Origin of the sequence: Deinococcus piscis (genome assembly GCF_014653275.1) — a bacterium.
GTDB classification, from domain to species: Bacteria; Deinococcota; Deinococci; order Deinococcales; family Deinococcaceae; genus Deinococcus; species Deinococcus piscis.
The window spans coordinates 1-18,995 of sequence record NZ_BNAL01000001.1 but is presented as its reverse complement, the minus strand read 5'-3'; the positions used below and the strand labels follow the sequence as shown (position 1 = coordinate 18,995).

The window sequence follows — 18,995 nt, the reverse complement described above, 5'->3', positions numbered from 1 at the left end:
GCAAGTCGTTATGTAAATAACATACTTGCACCACACTCCTGCTCGCCTCCCCGCGCTAGCCTGTCAGGGCCAATGACCGATGCGCCCCACATCCGCTTGCTGCCGCCCGAAGTCGCCCGCCAGATCGCGGCCGGCGAGGTGGTCTCGCGCCCGCTGGACGTGCTGCGCGAGCTGCTGGAAAATGCGCTGGACGCTGGGGCCACGCGGCTGGACATTGAGGTAGAAGGCGGCGGCCTGGGCCGGGTGGCGGTGCGCGACAATGGGCGCGGGATTCCCGCCGAAGAGGTGGGCTTGGCTCCCCTCCGCCACGCCACGTCCAAGCTGGACGCGGGTCTGGAGCAAGTCTTGACCCTGGGTTTCCGGGGGGAGGCGCTGTGGGCGGCGGCGCAGGCGGGCACCCTGACCCTGCTGACCCGCCCGGCGGCGCAGGTGGGGGCCACGCTGCTGACGGCGCACGGCGACGCCGTCGAGGTGGCCCGTGCCTCAGCCCCGGCAGGCACCACGGCGGCGGTGGGGCACCTGTTTGCGGCCATGCCCGCCCGGCTGCGGGCCCAGGCCCCAGCAGCGGCAGAAGTGCGCGAGATGGTCACGCTGCTGGGCCGCTACGTGCTGCACCATCCACAGCTCTCCTGGCGGCTGACCGTAGACAGCGAGGTGCGGCTGAGTCACGCGCCGGGCGATTTCCGGGGTGGGGTGGCGACGGTGTACGGCCCAGTCAGTGCCAACCGGGTGCTTCCGCTGGAAGCGGCGGGCCTGGCTGGAGTGATTTCACGCCCAGAGCTGACCCGCGCCCGGCGTGACCGATTGCACTTTGCGGTCAATGGCCGCCCGGTGCAGCCTCCTGCCGAGCTGGAAGAAGCGGTGCTGGCGGGCTACGGCGAACTGCTGCCGCCTGGGACAGCTCCGCTTTGCGTACTGAACCTGAGCGTGCCGCCCGCCGAGCACAATCCCAACATTCACCCCAGCAAGCAGCTGGTGGCGCTGGCCGAGTTGCCCGCGCTGGCTGAGCGGGTGCGGGCGGCAGTGGCGCAGGCGCTGGCCGGGGTGCCGCATGTGCGCGCCCTGCCGGACTTGCGGGTGCCCGCCGAAAGTACCGCTGCGCCCGACTCGGTTCAGCCGCGCCAGGGAGCCTTTCCCCACATGCGGCTGCTGGGCGTGTACCAGGAGCTGTACCTGCTGGCCGAATCGGAAGGCGACCTGTGGGTGATAGACGGTCACGCCGCCCATGAGCGTGCTCTCTACGAGCGGTTGCAGCGCGGCGTAGCCGAGTTGCCGCCCTTTGAGTTGCCTGCGCCGGAGCTGCTGCACCTGACTCCTGAGCAGGCGGCGCGGCTGGACGACCGGGCCGCCGCCCTGGCGGCCTGGGGCCTGGTGATTGAGCCGTTTGGGGCGGGGCCAGTGGGCGGACGACTGGCGCGGCTGCGCTCCTTGCCGGCGTCCCTGGCGGCGCTGCCAGTGGCCGACCTGAATGCCCATGTGGTGTATATTGCCCTCGGTGAGACGGACGACCCGCAGCGCGAACTGCTGGCCCGCCTGGCCTGTCTGCCTGCCCTGAAAGCGGGCCGCCTGGACGAGCAAAACGGGGCCGAGGTGCTGGCGCTGCTCGCGCAGTGTGCCCAGCCCTGGGCGTGCCCGCACGGACGGCCCACCACCCTGCGGCTCAGTGAGCGCGACCTCGCCCACTCCTTCGGGCGGCGCGGGGTGCGGGATGTGGCGCGGGGACGCGATGCAGCGGGTTAAGCCCGCTTTACCTGCTGTCAGCCCCTTATCAGTTGCCCGGCGAACAATGTCAGCATGCACTCTGCGTACCCGCTGACTTCACCGCGCCGGCTGAAAGCCTGGGCCGCCTTGGGCCTGGTCGCTGCCGCTCTGCTGTGGCTGCTGGCCTGGATAGAGCTGCCGGGCCTGGGCCAGAGCCTGAGCGACGCCGATACCCACCCGTACCGCATGGCAGACCGGGTAGAGCTGGGCGTATGGCCCTGGCGCACCTTTGTGGGCGGTGACCTGCACACTGGGCCGTCCTTCACCTACCTGCTGCTGTGGGGCTGGGCGGGGCTCAATGCGCTGCTGCTGTGGCCGCTGCGCCGGCAGTTCGCGGCGGCGCGGGGCATGTTCACGCTGTACGGTCTGACCGCTACCTTTTTGATTGTGGCGGGGGTGCTGTGGCTGCCCTATGCGGCAAGCGAAATCAATGCGCTGTTCGCAACTGGCACGGAAGCGGGGCGCAGTCTCTCTGCGTTTGGCCCCTACTTGGGCGCGGTCCAGTGCGCCGACATCGTGGCGGGGTCGGGCTGCCAGGGTAGAGAGAGCCTGCGCCTCCTCAACCCGGCGTGGCTGGGGCTGATAGGGGTGACGCTCACGCCGCTGCTGGGGCTGCTGGCCCGTGAGCCTCGGCCCCTGTCTGCGGGGAAAGTCGGGTCATCACAGCCCGTACCGGCTGGCTGCCGCTTCCTTGACTCCCGGCGCTGAGGGCCAGCTCTCAATCAGGTCGCCGCTGCCCGTGCGGCACAGCCAGTAGTGCAGCAGCAGGGCATCTCCAAAGGCCGCCTTATCTGCGGCAGGCCGGTTCACGAAAATCAGGGTGGGCCGCCACGCTTGGGCCGCCGGATTAAATGCTTTTGCGCCCGCTATCTCTTCGTCGCTGACGTGGGTGATGTACTTCACGCGCTGGCCTTCCCTGAGCGTCAGGTCTTTCCCAGCGCTTCCCACGCTGAGCACCTGCGCTTCGGCGGCCCAGTAGCCAGTGGTGCCCGCTCCGGGTGGAGTGACCCACTGCAGGTCTTGCGGCTGCACCAGGGCCGCCGCTCCGCTCCGTTCCAGTTCGCCCAGCGAGCCAATCACGCTCACGTTCGTAAGGGCAAAGTTCGGCGCAGGTGGGCAAACTGCTTCTGAGACCGCCGCCCCGCGCCCTGGAGCAGGTGTGCAGGCCAGCAGAAGGCCGGGCAACATGAGGCTGACCAACACGGGAGGCAGTAGGTGCATGGAGGCAAGGTACGCCCCAGCGCTGAACAGCGTATGAATGCCCGGAGCCAGAAAGCTGCCCTTCACCATCAACCGTCATCCATCCGCCATTTACACTGACCCCTATGCCCCGCCCATCCCGCCTGCGCGACCAAGACAAACCTGACCGCCTGCAACTGCTCCGCATCCTGTGGCGCAGCCTGCCGGAGCTGTGGCAGTCTTCGCCGCTGCTGGTGTCGCTGCTGGGGCTGACCGCGCTGCTGGGCGGCGTGATTCCGGCGGTTACGCTGCTGATTTCCAAGTGGGCGGTGGACGGTGTGGGCGAGGTGGCCAGCGGCGGGCAGGCCAACTTGGCCCTGCTGGCGCTGGCCTGGGCGGGCGCAGCGCTGCTGGGGCAACTGGCCGGGATTGCCCGCGCTGTGCTGCAAGGCTACGCCGCCGACAACTTCACCGTGCAGACCTCGCGCCGCCTGATGGACAAGATGAACGACCTTACCGGCCTGGAAGTGCTGGAAGACCCCCGCTTCCACGACGACATCCAGATTCTGCAAATGGGCGCGCCGCGCAGGCCGCTGAACCTGACCTCGACCATCTTCGGGGTGTTCGGCACATTGGTCAGCCTGCTGAGCGTGGGTGGCGTGCTGCTCACCATCGGGTGGTGGGTGCCGCTGGTGGTGATTGCGGGCATGATTCCGCTGACGCTCACGCAGATGCGGCTGTACGAACTCGGCTGGAGCATGACCATTCAGAACACCCAGGCGTCACGCGAGCTGAACTACTTCCAAAAAGCGGCGCTCAACCAGCAATTTGCCAAGGAAATCCGGCTGTATGGCCTGATGCCGTACCTGACCCGCGAGTACACGGAGCGCACGCTGGACTATCAGCGGACCATGCGCGGGGTCCGCAACAAGCAGCTTCTGGGCGTGCTGCCCGCGCAGGTGCTCGCCCTGGCGGTGACGGCTGGTGTCTTTGCGTACGCCGTGTGGCAAGCACAGTTGGGCCTGCTGACGGCTGGGGCAGTGGTGCTGGTCATCGGCGCACTCGCGCAGGTGCGCGGCGACCTGTGGTCGCTCTCGGACAGCCTGGGTGTGGGCAGCGAGCACCTGCACTGGTTCGGCAAATACTACGAATTTCTGGACGCCGTGCCGCAGGTGGCGGCTCCTGCCCAGCCCCAGCCGCTGCCGCAGCGCTTTGACCTGACGCTGGACAAGGTCACTTTTGGCTATCAGGGGCACGCGCCGGTCATCGAGGACCTTTCGCTGCGCATCCCCGAAGGCCAGACGGTGGCGATTGTGGGCGAGAACGGCGCGGGCAAGTCCACCCTGATCAAGCTGCTGCTGCGCTTTTATGACCCCAGCGCGGGCCGCATCTTGCTGGGCGGCGTGGGCGAGGAAACCGACCTGCGCGACCTGAGCCCCGACGAGTGGCGCTCGCAGGTGGCGGCGGTGTTTCAGGATTACGCCCGCTTCGAGTGGACCGTGCGCGAAAATGTACTGCTGGGCGTGCCGGAGGACCCGGAGCGTCTGCGCTACGCGGCGGACGCCAGCGGCCTGAGCGCCATGCTGCCCCGGCTGGAAAATGGCCTGAATACCCGCATTGGGCAGGCCTACGGCGGGGTGGACCTGTCGGGTGGGCAGTGGCAAAAGCTGGTCACGGCCCGCGCCCTGTACCGCCGCGCCCGCGTGCTGATTCTGGACGAACCGACAGCGGCCCTCGACCCCCGCAGCGAGGCTGAAGTCTTTGCCGCTTTTGCTGAGCTGGCGCGTGGCCGCACCGCCCTGCTGGTCACGCACCGCCTGGGCAGCGTGCGGATGGCAGACCGCATCGTGGTGATGCGGGCCGGGCGCGTGACCGAAGACGGCACCCATGAAGAACTGGTGGCGCGGGGCGGCGAGTACGCCGAGCTGTGGGCCTTGCAAGCGGCGCAGTATGGCAGCGGCGGGGCGGCGTAGACGCTCGGTCTGAGGCTAGATAGAAAAAGCTGGCTCCAGAAGACTGTTTCTATCTTCCCATCATCCAGCGACAGGCCTGCCCTTACCGCCGCCAGAAGTTGCTCGGCAGGCGGTACAGCACGCCGACGCTGAAGCGGTTGGTCTCGGTGCCATTTTCGATATTGAAGGTGAAAGAGGTGCGGTCATTGATGTTGTAGGCCGTGCTGACGCTGGGGCGGAACCCGCGCGACTCGCCAAAGTCAAAGGGTGTGGTCACCTTGAAGGTGAAGCGGCCATCGGGGGTGTTGTAGGTGGCGTCAATCAGTCCTTCTCCGGTCAGGTCCACCTGATACTCCAGGTACAGGTTCTCAGTGAGCTGTGACCCGATGGTGATGGTCGCTCCGCCCTCGCCTACCAGCACCGGCGTAAAGCGCAGCACGTCCACGCCCAGGGCGTCGGCCAGGTTGCGGCTCAGCTCGCCCAGCACGAACACGTTCAGGGCCGTATTCAGGGCGCTGGCTCCCAGGGTGCCCAGATTCTCGGGCAGGTTCTCCACGTTGGGCACGCCGGTCAGGACCAGGGCGTAGAGCTGTGATTCGGTGTAGGGCTGCCCGGTCCGGGGGTCGCTACAGGCCGCCGTCTGGTCGGTGCAGCGCAGCGCCGTTTTGAGGTCCAGGCTGGCCTGCCCTGCACCGTCTTCTATGAAGTTGCCCTGCACGTCCAGCGTGATGGGGACAGCCGCCCCGCCGGTGAGCGGACGGACGCGGCCCTCGGCCAGCAAGGTAAAGGCCGGGTAGGGCGAGGTGCCGCTGAAGTTCACGTCCAGCTGACGCAGGTTGAATTCGGTGTCGCGCAGCAGCAGGGTGCCGCGCTGACCACTGAGGTTGCCGGCAATCTGCGGGCGGTCACCGGTGCCGCTCAGCCGCAGCGCTCCTCCCAGCTCGGCCTGCGCCAGACTTTCTTGCAGCTGAATGCCGCCCGAGAAGCGGACCGGAATATCTTCCAGAATCAGCCGCTCCAGCAGCGGCAGGGCAGGGCGGGGAGGCTCGGCACTGGCACTGCCCGCTTCTGCGGCGGGTTCTGGGAAGGTGGTGTACTGCTGCGGCAGCGGACTGACGAAGTTGTCCGGGGCCGTGCTGCCTGCGGGGGTCTGCTCCGGTCCGGGCACCAGGGCATCCAGGTCATCGGCAGTGTCGGGGCGGCCCAGCACGGCACGGGCAAAGTCCGCCGAGCCGCTGACCCGGATGTCTTCACTGCCCGCGTCTTGCCGCAGCGTGAGTGCTCCGTTGAGCGCCGATTCGCGCAGGAAGACTCCAGGCAGTGCCAGGTCGTAGTTGCTGGCCCGCACGCTCAGGTCCCAGGCCGGGATCAGCTGTCCGCGCACTTCCAGCGTGCCCTGGCCGGTGGTGGCGTTGCGGCTGACCGAGCGGGCGTCCAGCACCCAGCGCTCCGGGTCGGCGCGGCTCTGGCTGAGGCTGGCCTGCACCCCCGAGAGGGTGCCGACGGCTTTGCCGGGTGACAGCTGCCCGCTATAGTTCAGCGCCGATTCGCTCAGTTGCCAGTTTCTCCACAGGCCCGTGCCCTGCACCGTGCCTGCCGAGTCGAGCGCCCCGCCGGTCCGGACGCCGCCGCCCAGCGTCCAGCGTCCGCTCTGATCCAGGCGGCCACTCAGCGCGGGCACCGACAGCGACACGCCTGCCAGCGAGCCGCGCAGGTTGCGGGCTTCCAGCGTGCCGACAGGCTGCCCATAGTCGCCCAGCACCGCCACGTTCAGGCTGCCCTGAAGCCTGGGGTTTTGCTCGGCCAACGAAGGAATCAGGGCCAACAGCGGGGTAAAGGTGGTTTCGGTAAAGTTGGCGCGCACGTCCACGCGCTCACGGGTGTACTGCCCGCGAATGTCCCAACTTCCTGCTCCGCCCAGCTGCACATTGATGCCGCGCAGCTCGCGGTCCCCGAAGTCCAGCGAACCAGAACCGGTCAGGGTTTCAGACTGGGCGGTTTCGCTGCCTTCTTCGCCCGGCAAGGTGGTCAGGCGAATACGCTCGGCCACCACCGTGGCGCGGCCTGAGAGTGGGTCGGCCAGCGGAGCTTCGAAGCGGGCCACGCCGGTCACGCGGCCATCGGCGAGACGCTGCCCCGCCAGAGCGTTGGCGACAGCACCCACCGGCAAGCCCTGCAGTTCGGCATTGCCCGACAGCACGCCGCCGCTGACCCCAGCAAAAACGTCGGTGTCGCCCAGGTAACCCCGAATACGCCAGTCCTGGCCCACCAGCACGCCCTCAAAGCGGCTGGGCAACGCTTCGCCGGCCAGATTCAGGTCCGCCGAGCGCAGCACGAATTGCCCCGCGCCGTCGGTGATGTCCAGCTCGCCGCTCACCACGCCGCTCAGGTCGGGAACCAGCTCCAGGCTGCCCAGGTCTACCCGGTTGAGGGTGCCGCTCAGGTCGTAGCCGCTGCCCGTGTCCTGTACGGCGGTCAGGCCGCTCAGGGCGGGAAGCGCTGCGCCCAGGCTGCCGCCGCCGCTCAGGGTGGCTTCGCCGGCCACCCCGCCCAGCGTAAGGTCGGTGGTGAAGGTCTGGCCGCCGAGTACCGCTGCGCCGCTGAGCGCCAGCGTCTGATCCTGAAGCTTGACCGGGTAGCCGCTTGCCTGGACCTGCCCGCTCAGCCCCGCAGCGTCCGAGCGCACGTCGGCGCTCAGGGTGCCGCCTTCTTGCTGCAAGCGCCCCTGCACGCGGCCAAACCACTCGCCGCCCGGCTGCTGCTCGGCACTGAGGCTGGCCTGGCCCTGCGCCGTGCCCTCGCTGCCCAGGGTGGCCTGCGCCTGCACTGCAGGGCGACCCTCCTGCAAGGTCAAGGTGCCGCTCACATCACCCGACAGTGGCAGGTTCAGCGCGTCCACCCGCCAGGGCGAGCGCAGGCCATCTATGCGGAAGGGGAGAGCGCTGCTGGCTGTGCCCGTGGCCCCCAGGTCCACCGTACCCTGGGCACTCAGGTGGCCCGCCAGTCCCCGCCAGCGCAGTCCGGCCAGGTCCAGGCCGGACAGGTCGGCGGTGAGCCGCTCGCCTTGCCAGTCCAGCGAGCCGCTGCGCTCGCCGTCGCTGACATTCAGGTGGCCTGCCTCACGGCTGACCGAGCCGATGGCCTGCCAACTGCCGCGCCCGGCGGCGACCCCCAAGACAGGGTCTGCCAGCTCGCCGCGTGGCGTGAGGCTCAGGCGCATGCGGGGGCTGTCAATGCTGGCCGCGCCGGTCCAGCGCCACACGCCTGCCGGGTCGGGGGCGACCCGCAGTTCGCCGGAGCCCTTGGCGGTCACGCCGTCGGCCAGCGTGAGGACGGCTCCGTCTGCGCTGGCATTCAGCGTGGCTGCGGTGTCCAGCAGGCCCAGGCTGCCGCTGAGACGGGGAGCCTCCCAGGGGCCACTCAGGCTGAGGCTGGCCGGGGTGGTCAGCACTTCGGGGGCTCCCTCGGTGTCGCGGGCCGTGACCGTGCCGCTCCAGCCGCTTTCCTGCGAGCCTTCGATGTCCAGCGCGGCGCGGTAGCCCAGACCTTGCAGCGTGCCGGTACTGCCCAGGCGGCCCTCCGCGTAGTTCAGGCGCAGCCCCCCACTCAGCGACCCGCTGACATCGGCGGTGAGGTCAGCACTCAGGCTGCTCAGGTCCATCGGTCCGCTCAGGGCCAGGGTAGAACCAGCGGTTTCGGCACTCAGGCCGCTCAGGGTCAGGCGGCTGCCCGCGAGCTGCCCGACCTTCTGGCCACGCTGGGTCAGCTCGCCGCTCAGGCCCGGCAGCCCATCCTGCAAGGTGCCGCCAAAGGTGCCGCTCACATCACGCACGGTCACGCCAGCCACGCTCGCTTCTGGAGCGTTCAGCGTGCCCTGCACCGTCAGGGCGCTGAGTTCGCCGCCTGCATTCAGCCGCAGCCGGGCCTCGCCGGAAGCGCCGGGCAGCAGCGCCAGCGGATTTAGGTCGGCCTGGGCATTCAGCTTGGGCAGCCAGCCCGCGCCGGGGGACAGAGTCACGGTGCCGCTGCCCGCGCCCTCTACGCCGGGGTCCAGCACGAATTCTCCATTCTGGCCGCGCAGCGTGACCGGCTGCTTCAGGCTGGGGGCCTGTACCCGCACCTGGCCGCCCAGTTTGGGCCACGGTCCGCGCAGGTCGAGGTCGGCTACCGTGTCTCCCTGGCGCACTTGCCCGCGCACTTCACCCAGGAAGGTGCGGCGCGTCAGGTCAAAGTCGCGGGCGCTGAGGGTCAGCTCGCCGCTGCGCTGATTGGGGTTGCCGCGCAGGTTCAAGCGGGCCTCTACGCGGGGATCGTCCAGGCGGCCCAGCAGGTTCACGGCTGCGTCTGCATTGCCCCCGGCTGTCCAGAACGCCCCGCTCAGGGCGGCGCGGTCCAGCGGTCCTTGCAAGGTGGCCTCGCCATTCAGGCGGCCCAGGTCCAGGTCTTCAGAGGCGAACTGCGCGAGCGAGACATTCGCCACCTGCACATTCAGCCCACGCGGCAAGCTGCCCCCGATGCGGAAGATGCCGCCGCCGTAGCCCCCAGCCAGTGCCGCGTCCAGCCCGCCCTGTTGTGGGCGGTAGCTGGCGCGGCCATACAGGGTAAAAGGCCCGGCCTCCACCTGTTCGCCGCTCACTTCCAGGCCATCCGCGTCCAGACGCTCCAGACCGCTGGACGTACGTCCCCGCACGCTGAGGTGGCCCGACGCCTTCAGCGCGGTGACGCCCCACCCCGCAGGCAGCAGCCGGGCCAGGCCCACCTGTGCGCCCTGGGGGCCGTCGCCCAGGCGGGCGTCCACGTCGTACATGCCATCTCGCAGGGTGCCGCTCGCCTGCACGCGGGGACCACTGAGGGCAAAAGTGCCGCCCTGCGCCTGATTCCACTGGCCGCTGAGGGTGCCGCTCAGTTCGCCAGTCACGTCATCCAGTTGTCCATTCAAGCGGGCCTGCACACTTTGCCAACTGGGTCCGGCCAGGTCGGCGCGGCCTGTCAGGCGCAGCTGTTCGGGGCGGCCCCACAGGGCGCCTATGTCCCAGCGGTCCAGGGCCACCCAGCCTTCCGGGCGCACGGGGGCCAGCCTGCCCAGCTCGGCGCGCAGCGAGGCGTCGCCCAGGCGGGCGGTCACGCTGAGCGGGCCTACGCCAGTGGCCTGAGCACTCAGCTGTTCGCCGCCCAGGGTGCCGCGCACGGTCAAGTTGCCGCGCCAGCCGCCATTTGTGCCTGCACTGCCTGTCCAGGCCAGCGGACCACTCAGGCTGAAGTCGTCCTCACCCTGGCGGTAGCGGGCGTTCAGGTTCAGGTCGGCTCGCTCTAGGCCCAGCGGGGTGTCCTGCCCGGCCACCTGTGCGCCCAGCATGCCGCTCACCGTGCCGCGCACAGCCGGGCCGCTCAGCTGGGCCTGCCAGCGGCCCTCCTGCAAGGTAGCCTGCACGCCTGTTCCGCCGATGTTCAGGCCGCTGGGGTGGACGCTGCCGGGTGCGCCTGCCAGTTGGCCGTTCAGGCGGGCAGTGGGGGCGCTGTAATCGCCGCTCACGCTCAGGTCGTAGTGGCCCGCCAGGTCGCCGCTCAGCTGGGCCGCGCCGCTCAGGTTCAGGCGCGGAAAGGCCAGGCCGCTTAGGGTCGCCGTGCCCAGTTCGGCGGAGGTGGCCTGGGCTTCATGTACCCGCAGCTCGCCGCCGCTGAAGGTCGCGGGGACATTGAGGGCAATGTCGTTCACGGTGCCCTGAACCTGCACGTCCGCGTGGCCCAACGTGCCACCCACACTGCCGCTGAGGCTACCGCGCAGTTCAGGGTCCAGTGTGCGGGCGTCGGGCACCAGCAGCGACCCGCTCACACGCCAGTCCTGCCACTCGCGGCCAGCTTCCTGCACGGTCAGGTCCAGCTCTGAGCCGCTCACCGTGCCCGACAGCGCGGCGCGGGCAGCGCGGCCCTCTGCCAGCAGGCCGTCCAGGGTGCCCTGGACATCCACAGCGCGGCCCTGGTAGCTGCCCGCTGCGCTGAAGTTCAGCGTCTCTTCGGCGCGGCCGCTCAGGCGGGCGGTCACGCCCCCGGTCTGGAGCGTGGCATTGGCGCGTGGGTACAGGTCGCCGCGCAGGGTGAGCGGCTGGCCCTGCACCTGCCCACTCAGGTCGGCCCACAGCTGCCCGCCGCGTACGCGCAGGCGGCCCTGCGCCGAGGTGCCGTCCAGCTCGGTCGCGCTCAGCCCGTCTGTGACGAGGTCGGCGCGCGCACCGGCCAGGTCCGGGGCCAGAATGTCCGGCAAGAACAGGTCGCCGCGCAGCACGCCGCGTGCGGGCAGGTCCAGGTACGGCTGCACGTCTGCCAGGTCCAGGCGGCCCCCGGTCACGGTCAGCGCACGCCCGGCCAGGGTGAGCGGCAGGCGGGAGTTGCCCGCCTCCAGCACGCCGCGTGCCCGCAGATTCTCAGGGGCAAAGTCGCCCAGGTTGCGCAGCGTCACATCGCCCCGGAACGTGGCGCGCTGTGGCAGCTCAATGTCCAGCCAGCGGCGCACGTCATTCGCGTTCAGCACCCCGCCGCTGACCCGCAGGGTGTCGTTCCGGATGTCCAGCGGCACCCGTGAAGCTCCTGACGCCAGCAGTCCGTTTGCCCGGATGTGTTGCAGGTCGAACTTGTTCAGGTCCGGTACATAGAGGTCACCCTGGAAGGTGCCGCTCTGGGGCAGCGAAGCGGGGTCGTCCACCAGGGTTTTCAGGTCGCGCACGTCCAGCAGGCCGCCGGTGACCCGCAGCGCTCCCCGGTAGAGCGACAGCGGTGCCCGCGAGCGGCCCGATGCCAGCACGCCCTGAGCCTGCACACTGCCCAGGCTGAAGTTCGCCAGGTTGGTGACGCGCAGGTTGCCCCGGAAAGTGCCGGTCTGGGGCAACCTGCCCGGCTCTGGGGCAAAAGGGCGCACGTCGCGCACGTCCAGCAGGGCGTCTTGCAGGGTCAGGGTGCCGCCACTCAGCGCGAAGGGCAGGCGCGAGCGGCCACCATTGGCCAGCACGCCACTGGCCTGAAGGGTGTCCAGCGAGAAGCCGCGCCGCCAGTCCACCCGGGCATTCAGGCCCAGAGGCTGCCCCTGATAGCGCATTCCCGGCGTGGTGATGCGGGCTCCAGCTGCGGTAAAAGTGGCCTGGACCCGTCCGCCCTGAAGGTCCCGCAGTTCGGCGGGCAGCAAGGGCCGCAGCAGGGCCGTATCCGCGCTGAGGGTGCCGCCGATTTCGGGCAGCAGCGCTACGCGCCCCGCCAGCGCGCCGCTGGCCAGGGCGCTGAGGCCCGCGCCGGTGCCGCTCAGCTGAACCTGGCCGCCGCGTATGGCCTGGGCCTGAGCGCCCCGCGTGCGGACCAGATAACTGAGGGCCGCGTTCCCGCTCCAGCGTCCGCCGCTGTAGGTCAGGCCGCCCACGGTGGCCCGCAGCGGGCTGAGGCTGGCGCTCAGGGGCAGGGTTTGCTGCGGCACGATCAGGGCGGCGTCGCCTCCGCCGAATTGCTGGGCTCTCAGCGTGACCTGCCCGCGCAGGTTTTCCAGCGACCCGGTGGCCCGCGCTGTCAGATAGGGGCCGTTCACATTCAGTTGTAGGCCGCTCAGCTGCAGCGCTCCGCCCGCTCCTGGCAGCCGCAGCAGACCGCTGGCCTGCACGCGGTGGTCCTGCACCACGCCGCTCACATTGACCCGTCCACGGGTGGCCCGCAGGGTCAGCGTCTGTCCGCTCACTGTGGTGGTCAGCTGGCCGTCTGCCAAGCCGCCTACGCTGCGCAGATTGCCACTGAAGGTCTGTCCGCCCAGGCGCAGTGCGTCGGCCCGCAGAGTCAGATTGTCCAGGCCATTGAGTGTCAGAAAAGCGCGGCCCCCCTGGCTATCGGTCAGGGTGAGGTCGCCTGTGGGGTTCAGGCCCTGCCCGCGCACCCGGCCCTGCACGCCGAAGCCCTGGGCACGCCCCGACACGGCGAGGTCGTAGCTTTGGCGCGGCGCATTGACCGTGCCAGCGGCCCGCAGGCCGTCCGGGTGCGAGGCGGTCACGCGCAGAGCGTTCCACGGCCCACGCACGGCCAGGGCGTAGCCGTCGGCAGTCACCCCGCTCAGGTCGGCCTGACCCTGCCAGCCCTGGCCCCAGCTGGCCCGGCCCCGCACGGTTGCGGCCCGGCCCTGCACCGTCAGCGCCTGGGTGCCGCTCACGCTCAGCTGCCCGTCCCCGGCAGCGCGGTAGCGCAGGTCTAGATCGCCCCAGCGGCCACTCAGGTCGGGTGTAGGGGTGAGCCGTCCGCCCAGGCTCAGTTGCTGGGCCGGCAGGCGCACGCCACTGAGGCTCAGCGGGGCCGTGCGGCCATTTAGCGCCGCGTTCAGACGGCTGTAGTCGCCGTACACCTGGCCTTGCAGCACTTGCCCGCTCAGCCCGCTCACCCCGCCCAGGTTGCCCAGCGTGACGGGGCCGCGCAGGTTCACCCGGGGATAAACTTGTCCGCTGGCCACCGCGACAAACCCGGCCAGGGGGCCGTCCGCGCCGCCACTGGCCCGCAGATTCGTGGCCGTGACCACGCCAGCTTGCCGCTGGAGTGTCCCCGCGAGCGCTGCGCCCGCCGCCTGTGCCTGTACCCGCGCCGCGCCGCCTCGCCCGCGTAGATTCAGGTCCAGCGTGCCGCTCAGGTCTGCCAGGGGCGAGTCTGGCCCCAGCACGCCGCTCAGCACCGGGCGCAGGGCGCTCAGGTTCACGCGGCCCTGGGCGTCCCAGTTCTCACCGTCAATGACGCCGCTGGCCCGCTCATCTGCGGTGCGCAGGTCAAAGTCAAAGCGCAGGCCACCTTGCATGCGCACGTCCGCGCTGATATCGGCCCCGCTGAAGTTGGCGCTGGTAGCAAAGCCCTCATCCAGCCGGGTCACGCCGCTCACGCCCACGCTGCGCGTTCCCTCGCCCAGCGTGCCTTGCCAGCGGGCACGGTTGCCCTCGCCTGTGGCGGTCACGCTAAAGCCTTCGCCCTGACCGCGCAGGGTGCCCCGCAGGTCGTCCAGACCCAGGCTGGCATTCAGCGACCCGTCCAGCCGAATACCGCTGCCCAGGCGTAGTCCGTTCAGGTCGGCCAGCAGCCGCTCGCCGCTCCAGCGCAGGCTTTGGCCACCTGCGTCCCAGCGGGCCTGCTGCGTCTCCCAGTTCAGATTCAGCGGCCCGCTTAGGGTGCGTTCCAGCAGGCCGCTGTCCAGGCTCAGCTGGCCGCTCAGCTGCGAACGGTTCACGTCCAGGCCGCCGCGCCCGGCCAGGGTCAGGCCATTGCCACTCAGGCCCTGGGCCTGCCACTCGCCGCGCCAGTCGGAGTCCAGGTTCAGGCTCAGGGTGCCGCCACCGGGTTGGCGCAGCTGCGCCACGGTGCCGTCCTCGCTGAAGCGGGCTTCGCCGTCCAGCGCAAAGCCAGCGGCGTTCAGGCCCTGGGCGCGCAGGCGCAGGTCACCGGCCCGGCCCGACAGCGCCAGCGCGCCACTGAGGCTGTCCAGTTCGGGGTTCAGCCGCACTTCAATCACGCGTCCCGAGAGCGCCACGCGGCCCTGCGCTGGTCCGCCCAGGGCCGTGCCCGCGAGGGTGGCAAAGTCGGCGGGCCGGCCTTCGAGCGTCTCGCGGGCAATCCCGGCGCTGAGGTCCAGCGGCGCGTCCAGCAGCGTGCCGCGCCAGTTGATCCTGCCGCTGCTTCCAAAGTTCCAAAGCCCGCTGAGACGTTGCTCACCCAGCAGCGCCGTGTCTGCACCCAGACGCCAGCGGTTCATCTCGGGCCGGGTCGCGGAGTCGCCGTCACGGTCCAGGTAGCGGTACTCGTTCGCCAGTCGCTCGAAGGGAATACCGGCCAGCGTGCCTGTGCGGCTGTTGGCCTGCGCCACCACTTCTACGCCCTGCCAGCCCGGGCCGAGGTTGTGGGCCTGAGCGGTCAGGCGGGCTTCGCCTTCGCCGCTGGTGCCCAGGGCTGCGGCCAGGGCGGGCAGCTGCGGGGTGCCCTGGAGCTGCACCTTCCACTGCTGGGCGGCCAGGTTCACGTCGGCCACCGCTGTGACCGGTTTGCCGTAGCCCTCGCCGCTCAGCTGTACGTGAATCAGGTCGCCGGTATGGGTGGCCGTTCCGCTGATGCTGCTCACTTCGGCCCAGTCGGCCTCCGGCACCCGCACCTGGCCGCCGGTCAGCTGCATGCGGCCCTGCACCGGCCCCTGCCCGAAGCGGTACTCGCCTGTGATGGTGCCGTCTTCTATGCCCTGCCAGTAGTGACGCAGCACGCGGGCGTCGGCCTGAAAGTTGGTCAGATACTCGGTGCCGCCCCCGCTCTGGCGGAAGCGCAAGTGCGCGCTGATACCTCCGTCTTTGGTCGTGCCCTGAGCAAGCAACCCGCCGTCACGTGCCTGGGTCACCTGAAAAGTGCCGTCTGGGACACTGGCCCCTTCGCTATCTACCGTGAGGGCCGTGTCGGTGACGGTCACGCGCCGCAGCTGCACTTTCCAGCCCTCTTCGGTGGTGATGGCGTCCTCACCCTGCCCGAACAGCTCGGCCAGCTCCAGTGCCACTTCGGCCCCGCGCAGGTCCACATTCACGTACAGCACACGCCTGCTCAGGTCAAAGCCAGCCAGCCCCAAGCCCAGCTGCTCGGCCTGCGCGGTGATGCCGGGCAGCTTGACCTGTGTGCCGTACAGCACAGGTCGCCACATTGGCCCCCCGATGCTCGTGGCCTGCACATCTTCGGTCACGCGCAGCAGAATCCAGCGGCCCAGCAGCGCTGGAGCGTAGGCCGCCAGGAACGACAGAATCAGCGCCAGCGCCACCACCGAAAGACTCGCCACCTGACGGCGCGAAGGGCGTGACCGGGCAACAGGAACAGGCGGCGCGGGGTGCCCGGTATCCCGGTTCACCTCCGCCCCTCCCTGCTGTTCGCCTTCAAATTGTGGTGCAACTCGGCCCACATCTGTAGGCCATTCTAAGGGAAGGTGGAGTGAGAAGCTCAGTACCTGTCGCAGCCGTGCTGGTGCGGATTTTGGACTTTGTATGCCCCAGCCTGACGGACTGCTTAGGGAGTGGGGCGGCAGGTATGGGGCCTGCCGTGTTACCGTACGCGGCATGGAACTCCGCCCTTACCGCAAAGAGGACTGGGACGCCATCTGGCCCTTTTTCCGGGAGATTGTCCAGGCGCAGGAAACTTTTCCCTACGACCCGGAGTGGACTTCGCAGGAAGCGCAGGCCGTCTGGGAAGCGGCAGAACCGTGGTGGCCTGTTTGAATGGGCAGGTGGTGGGCACAGCCACCATGAACCGTAACCGCCCTGGACCTGGCGGGCACGTGTCTACGGCCAGTTTCATGGTGGCCCCTGAAGCTCAGGGACAGGGAATAGGCCGCGCCCTGGTACTGGACGCTTTGGCTTGGGCCAGGGCGCAGGGCTACGCCGCCATGCAGTTTAATGCAGTGGTCGAAACCAATCACAGTGCTGTGCACCTGTATCAGCAAGTAGGCTTCAGGGTGATTGGTACGGTCCCGGAAGCCTTTGAGCATCCCCGGCTGGGCCGGGTGGGTCTGCATCTGATGTACCAGCAGCTGGAGTAGAAAGCCGCACCACCCGGCGCAAGCGGGCCCGTATAAAGTTGAGGAAGTGACCTGGGTGCTGGAGCTGGACTGGCAGACAGGCCACTCTCCGTCCCGGTCTAGAATCCTCGGCATGACTGCTTCACTTCCTTTCCGCGTCGGCTACGGCGAAGATGCTCACCGCCTGAGTGCTGGGCGGCCCCTGGTGCTGGGTGGTGTGACCGTGCCCTCAGAGCGCGGCGCTGAAGCCCACAGCGACGGCGACGTGATTCTGCACACCCTGGCCGACGCCCTGCTGAGTGGCGTGGCGGCAGGCGACATCGGCCAGTATTTCCCCGACACCGACGCGGCCTGGCGGGGGCTGGACTCGGCCCGGATTGTGGAGCGGGCGCTGGAGGTGGTGCGGGAACGCGGGTACACGCCCGGTAACCTGGCGCTGGTCGTCACGCTGGACCGGCCCAAGCTGGGGCCGCTGCGGGCCGAGATTGCCGCGAATGTGGCGCAGCTGTGCGGCCTGGCCCCGTCCGAGGTGGGCCTCAGCTTCAAGACCTCCGAGGGCCTGGCCCCGGACCATGTGCAGGCGCGGGCCACCGTGCTGCTGGTGCGTGCGAATGACTGAGGCAGTTCCTGCTGGACCGCTGCTGCATGTGGTGCTGTTTGAGCCGGAAAAGGCAGGCAATGTGGGCAATGTGGCCCGGACCTGCGCAGTGCTGGGCGCAGCGCTGCACCTGATTCGGCCCTACGGCTTTCACCTGAGTGACCGCGAGTTCCGCCGGGCGGTAATGGATTACCTGGAAGGAGTAGAGCTGCATCAGCATGACAGCTGGACCGCGTTTCAGGCTTCATTGCCGGATTCGGCGCGGGTGTGGGCGTTTTCAACCCACGCGCAGCAGTACCACACGCAGGCTGGCTTTCAGCGGGGTGACTATCTGCTGCTGGGACCAGAGTCGCGTGGCCTGCCCACCTGGCTGCGGGAGCCTTTGCCCACGCTCAAGCTGCCGCAGCCCGGCGGCGGGCGCAGCCTGAACCTCAGCGTGGCGGCGGGCGTGGCGGCCTTCGAAGCGGCCCGGCAGATTGAAGGTTGGTAGGGCGCTGCCGCTCCACAGCTGTCAGGCCCCTGTAGGACTGAGGGTGTCAGGCTGGGCAGAGTTTCTACACTCTGAGCTGTCTCCTGGCCGCTCCCCAGTCGCCCTACAAGGACTCCTGACCCATGCCCCTGACCCTTCCCATGTCCCTTGCGCAGCAGCAGGCCCTGGCCCGCTGGGCCGCTGACTGTGCCGAGGAGGTGTTGCCCTTGTTCGAGCAGGACCGCCCCAGCGAGGCTGCGCCAGCCCAGGCTGTGCAGGGTGCGCGCGACTGGGCATCGGACAGCCTGGATATGGCGCAGGCCCGGCAGCGCGCACTGGACGCACACGCAGCGGCCCGTGGGTGCAGCAGCCGCGCCGCCCAGCTTGCCGCCCGCTCTGCTGGTCATGCCGCGGCCACAGCCCATGTGGGCACCCATGCCCAGCACGCGGCCATCTACGCCCTCAAAGCCTGGGGCGCTCAGGGCCACCAGGTTGTGGCCGAGCAGCAACGTCTGATTGCTCGGCTGGCTCCTGAACTGCGCCCCCTGGTCCCGCGCTTGCTGGACTATGGGCGCGGTCCCGGCTAGCAGCGCTGCTGCGCCGCACGGAGGCAACACACCACAGAGGCGGCAAAAGAGAGAACCCGGCCAACTACAGGCACGGGTTCTGCGGACGGATGTGCTGGGACCGGAGCCTCAGTCGCGTTCGCGCTCGCGCTCGGCGGTCAGCTGCTTTTGCAGTTCAATCTGGCGCTGGCGCTGGTAGTCCTGAAAGAAGCGCTGCTCGTCAATCAGGTCCGTGCCGATGGTCAGCTGGCCGGTGGCGAGTTCACGCATCGACAGCGTCACCACATTGTGAATCTTGGCCCTCTGCTCGGTGGGCAGCACACTGGGAGCGCCGGCACTCAGCTGGAGGGCGCGTTTGGCGGTGATGACCGATAGGCGGTACTTGCTGTCCGTCATGCCCAGCATGCGGTCAATATTTTTCTCTGCCATTTCCTTACTCCTCTTATCGGGGCTACGGGTGGGCACACGTCTTGGCCCTGCTTCCCGCAGATATCCAGGATAAACATCCTAGTATACTTGCCCGCAAACAGAAGTGCGCTGCGTTGCTGATGGCTGACCTCCAGCCCGCTCCGTGCAGACTGCACTACTCTGGGCAGAGCTTTTCCGAACTTCTGTGACTCTGTGCGGCTCACCGCAGCGCGCCAAGGGAGCAAGCATGAACCAACCCATTCATCAGTACAAGGCCAAATTCTTCAAAGCCCTGGGCCATCCGCTGCGCCTGGCGATTCTGGATGTGCTGCGTGACGGCGAAAAGACCGTGACCCAGCTGCAAGAAATGACGGGCGGCGAGCAGGCCAGCATCAGTCAGCACCTTGCTGTGCTGCGGACCAACCATTTTGTGACCTACCGCAAAGAAGGCACACTGGGTAGTGGTACGGAAAATCCTTCAGGCTACGTTCGAAGATTCCGTAGCTGCAAGCAGTTTAACCCA

12 protein-coding genes are annotated in these 18,995 nt (G+C 68.9%); 9 read left to right on the top strand and 3 right to left on the bottom strand.

From position 1 onward, the window contains the following. Positions 1 to 72: 72 nt before the first annotated feature. Both mutL and IE158_RS00050 read left to right on the top strand, forming a co-directional pair. Positions 73 to 1,740: a DNA mismatch repair endonuclease MutL gene (gene mutL, locus IE158_RS00055; RefSeq protein WP_189641624.1), complete on the top strand. Its 1,668-nt coding sequence runs from the start codon at positions 73 to 75 to the stop codon at positions 1,738 to 1,740. A gap of 54 nt (positions 1,741 to 1,794) precedes the next feature. Continuing rightward, positions 1,795 to 2,469 carry a hypothetical protein gene (locus IE158_RS00050; RefSeq protein ID WP_189641623.1) on the top strand — a complete coding sequence of 225 codons (675 nt, stop codon included), beginning with the start codon at positions 1,795 to 1,797 and terminating at the stop codon, positions 2,467 to 2,469. Here the strand turns inward: IE158_RS00050 and IE158_RS00045 are convergent. Beyond that, positions 2,422 to 2,982 (bottom strand): hypothetical protein, encoded by a 561-nt coding sequence (locus tag IE158_RS00045; RefSeq protein WP_189641622.1) that lies wholly within the window; start codon positions 2,980 to 2,982, stop codon positions 2,422 to 2,424. The genes IE158_RS00050 and IE158_RS00045 overlap by 48 nt on opposite strands. Before the next feature lie 104 nt (positions 2,983 to 3,086). Here IE158_RS00045 and IE158_RS00040 point away from each other — a divergent pair, with 104 nt between their 5' ends. After that, positions 3,087 to 4,913 (top strand): ABC transporter ATP-binding protein, encoded by a 1,827-nt coding sequence (locus IE158_RS00040; RefSeq protein WP_189641621.1) that lies wholly within the window; start codon positions 3,087 to 3,089, stop codon positions 4,911 to 4,913. Between the two features lie 82 nt (positions 4,914 to 4,995). On the opposite strand, the gene IE158_RS00035 is transcribed toward IE158_RS00040, so the two are convergent. After that, positions 4,996 to 15,819: a translocation/assembly module TamB domain-containing protein gene (locus tag IE158_RS00035; RefSeq protein WP_189641620.1), complete on the bottom strand. Its 10,824-nt coding sequence runs from the start codon at positions 15,817 to 15,819 to the stop codon at positions 4,996 to 4,998. Positions 15,820 to 15,973: 154 nt separating this feature from the next. On the opposite strand from IE158_RS00035, the gene IE158_RS13475 reads away from it, so the two are divergent. The 5 genes from IE158_RS13475 (at position 15,974) to IE158_RS00015 (ending at position 18,085) form a co-directional block, all read left to right on the top strand. Next, entirely contained in the window at positions 15,974 to 16,132 is a 159-nt protein-coding gene (locus tag IE158_RS13475; protein WP_229838791.1) for a GNAT family N-acetyltransferase, read from the top strand. A 26-nt stretch (positions 16,133 to 16,158) separates the two neighbouring features. Next, the gene (locus IE158_RS13470; protein ID WP_229838790.1) at positions 16,159 to 16,452 is read left to right on the top strand and encodes a GNAT family N-acetyltransferase; all 294 of its coding nucleotides are present in this window, start codon (positions 16,159 to 16,161) and stop codon (positions 16,450 to 16,452) included. Between the two features lie 112 nt (positions 16,453 to 16,564). After that, positions 16,565 to 17,050, top strand: coding sequence for a 2-C-methyl-D-erythritol 2,4-cyclodiphosphate synthase (gene ispF, locus IE158_RS00025; protein ID WP_189641619.1), 486 nt, complete (start codon positions 16,565 to 16,567; stop codon positions 17,048 to 17,050). Then, the gene (locus IE158_RS00020) at positions 17,043 to 17,519 is read left to right on the top strand and encodes a tRNA (cytidine(34)-2'-O)-methyltransferase (protein WP_189641618.1); all 477 of its coding nucleotides are present in this window, start codon (positions 17,043 to 17,045) and stop codon (positions 17,517 to 17,519) included. The genes ispF and IE158_RS00020 overlap by 8 nt, the downstream gene beginning before the upstream one ends. Before the next feature lie 122 nt (positions 17,520 to 17,641). Then, a complete protein-coding gene (locus tag IE158_RS00015) occupies positions 17,642 to 18,085 on the top strand; it encodes a putative immunity protein (protein ID WP_189641617.1) in 444 nt (147 codons plus the stop codon). Between the two features lie 108 nt (positions 18,086 to 18,193). On the opposite strand, the gene IE158_RS00010 is transcribed toward IE158_RS00015, so the two are convergent. After that, the gene (locus IE158_RS00010; RefSeq protein WP_189641616.1) at positions 18,194 to 18,493 is read right to left on the bottom strand and encodes a DNA-directed RNA polymerase subunit omega; all 300 of its coding nucleotides are present in this window, start codon (positions 18,491 to 18,493) and stop codon (positions 18,194 to 18,196) included. Positions 18,494 to 18,719: 226 nt separating this feature from the next. Here IE158_RS00010 and IE158_RS00005 point away from each other — a divergent pair. Then, positions 18,720 to 18,995, top strand: a 276-nt coding sequence (locus IE158_RS00005; RefSeq protein ID WP_229838789.1) for an ArsR/SmtB family transcription factor, incomplete at its 3' end; no start/stop codon positions are given.

Coding starts and splice junctions, on each gene's coding strand:
- mutL (WP_189641624.1), top strand. CDS start 73: ATGACCGATGCGCCCCACATCCGCTTGCTGCCGCCCGAAGTCGCCCGC.
- IE158_RS00050 (WP_189641623.1), top strand. CDS start 1,795: ATGCACTCTGCGTACCCGCTGACTTCACCGCGCCGGCTGAAAGCCTGG.
- IE158_RS00045 (WP_189641622.1), bottom strand. CDS start 2,982: ATGCACCTACTGCCTCCCGTGTTGGTCAGCCTCATGTTGCCCGGCCTT.
- IE158_RS00040 (WP_189641621.1), top strand. CDS start 3,087: ATGCCCCGCCCATCCCGCCTGCGCGACCAAGACAAACCTGACCGCCTG.
- IE158_RS13475 (WP_229838791.1), top strand. CDS start 15,974: ATGGAACTCCGCCCTTACCGCAAAGAGGACTGGGACGCCATCTGGCCC.
- IE158_RS13470 (WP_229838790.1), top strand. CDS start 16,159: ATGAACCGTAACCGCCCTGGACCTGGCGGGCACGTGTCTACGGCCAGT.
- ispF (WP_189641619.1), top strand. CDS start 16,565: ATGACTGCTTCACTTCCTTTCCGCGTCGGCTACGGCGAAGATGCTCAC.
- IE158_RS00020 (WP_189641618.1), top strand. CDS start 17,043: ATGACTGAGGCAGTTCCTGCTGGACCGCTGCTGCATGTGGTGCTGTTT.
- IE158_RS00015 (WP_189641617.1), top strand. CDS start 17,642: ATGCCCCTGACCCTTCCCATGTCCCTTGCGCAGCAGCAGGCCCTGGCC.
- IE158_RS00010 (WP_189641616.1), bottom strand. CDS start 18,493: ATGGCAGAGAAAAATATTGACCGCATGCTGGGCATGACGGACAGCAAG.